Source organism: Pseudonocardia nantongensis, from assembly GCF_046546495.1.
Lineage (GTDB): Bacteria > Actinomycetota > Actinomycetes > Mycobacteriales > Pseudonocardiaceae > Pseudonocardia > Pseudonocardia nantongensis.
Window position 1 is genome coordinate 1 of record NZ_JBKGXT010000047.1, and the last position, 1,789, is coordinate 1,789.

The window sequence follows — 1,789 nt, forward strand, 5'->3', positions numbered from 1 at the left end:
CGGGCGGCGCTGTCCTGGACCCGCCGCGCCGCAGAATCCGAAACCGCCCTCGCCCTCGAACTGGTGCAGGCGCTACCGCAGGTACTCGCCGCCCTCGAGCAGGGCCTGATCGACCGGGTCAAGGCCAGGGTGTTCGCCCAACACCTGGCCGAGCTGCCCGCCGAGCAGATCGCAGCCGTGTGCGCGGCAGTACTACCGCACGCACCCCGACTGACCACCGGGCAGATCGGCGAGCGGATCAAACGCCTGATCCTCGAATTGGACCCGGCCTACTACGAACGCCGCTACCGCAAAGCAATCCGCGACCGGACCGCGGTGGCCTACTTGACCGCCGACGGCACCGCAGTCATCTCCGCCAGCGGCCTGCCGGCCGACGAGGCGGCCGCGGCCTGGGAACGCCTGGACACACTCGCCCGCGCCGCCCGCCACGACGGGCACCCCGCCACCCTGGACCAGATCCGCGCCGACCTCGTCCTGGGACTGCTCGACGGGTCACTGCACGGGCTGGACCGTGCGGAGATCTTGCAGGCGTTGCTGGAACGCTTCGCCGGACACGCCGACCGCGACGAGGACCTCGACCGCCCCGCCGCCCGCCAGAGCGATGGGGGAAGCGGCGACGGCAACGATGGCGACGGCGGGTCCGGCAGCAAGGGCGACGACAGCGGTAGCGACGACGGCGACGGCGACGGCGACGGCGACGGCGACGACACCGGCGGTGGCGGGTCCGGCGGTCCCGACCCGGGTCCCGACGGCCCCGGTTCTGGCGGCCCCGACGATTCCGGTCCCAGCCCACGCGGGCCGGGTCCGGACGCGGGTGGATCAGGAACCGACAGGGGCGAGACCGGCACCGACCGCAGCACCTCCGGCACACTCGTCAGCAGCGCGGGCGTCAGCAGCGACAACAGCAGCATCCTCACCGATCCCGCCGCCGTGACCGAGTCCCCTCCCGCCAGCTCCGAGCCCGGCCCCGGAGCACCGGCCCGCACACCCGGCGTCCCCGGCCCTGCCGGGCCGCGGGCCGCGGTCGAGATCCGGGTCCCGCTCAGCACCCTGCTCGGCCTCGACGACCGCGCCGGTGAACTCCCCGGCTGGGGCCCGATCCCCGCAACCGCGGCGCGACGCACCGTCACCTGGCAACGTCGCGCCCAATGGCGCTGGGTCGTCGTCGACACCGACGGGCACCTGCTGGCCGAAGGCCTCACCCGCCGCCGGCCCGGCCACCTGTCCCGCGCCGGACCGGCCGGCGGCATCGTCGAGATCCACATCCCGGAGACACTGCTGGCCACCCTGGCCGCCACCACCAGCCGGTACGGGGACTGGGCCGGGGTGATCGCCGATATCGCCGACCGCTACCGGCGCTACTGCAGCCAGGACGACCCCGGCGCAGTACTCGACGCCCGCCCCGACGCCCGGTTCCCGGGTGCGGCGTTGCGCCGTCACACCGAGGTCCGTGATCGTTCCTGTGTGCATCCGGGATGCCGCACGTCGGCGCAGCGCTGCGATCAGGACCACACCCGCGAGCACGGCCGGGGTGGCACGACGACCCGGGACGATCTGGCCCCGCTGTGTCGACACCACCACATGCTCAAAGGCGAAGGTGGGTGGCGGCTCGATCAGCCCGCACCCGGACGGTTCGTGTGGACCAGCCCGCTCGGGCGGGTCTATCCGGTCGAGCCGGAACCGATCCTGCCCCCGGCACCGCAGATCGTGCCCCGTGACCCCGATCCCTGGTTCGACGACCCGGCACCCGACACCGACCACGAGCCGGCCCTGCGTCGTCGGGACCGCG

General features: G+C 73.9%; 1 protein-coding gene. It reads left to right on the forward strand.

Annotated elements, in window-relative coordinates; all coding sequences use genetic code 11:
- Window positions 1-1,789: HNH endonuclease signature motif containing protein (locus tag ACLFMI_RS26720; protein ID WP_410950730.1), on the forward strand; the 1,789-nt coding region annotated here is incomplete at both ends.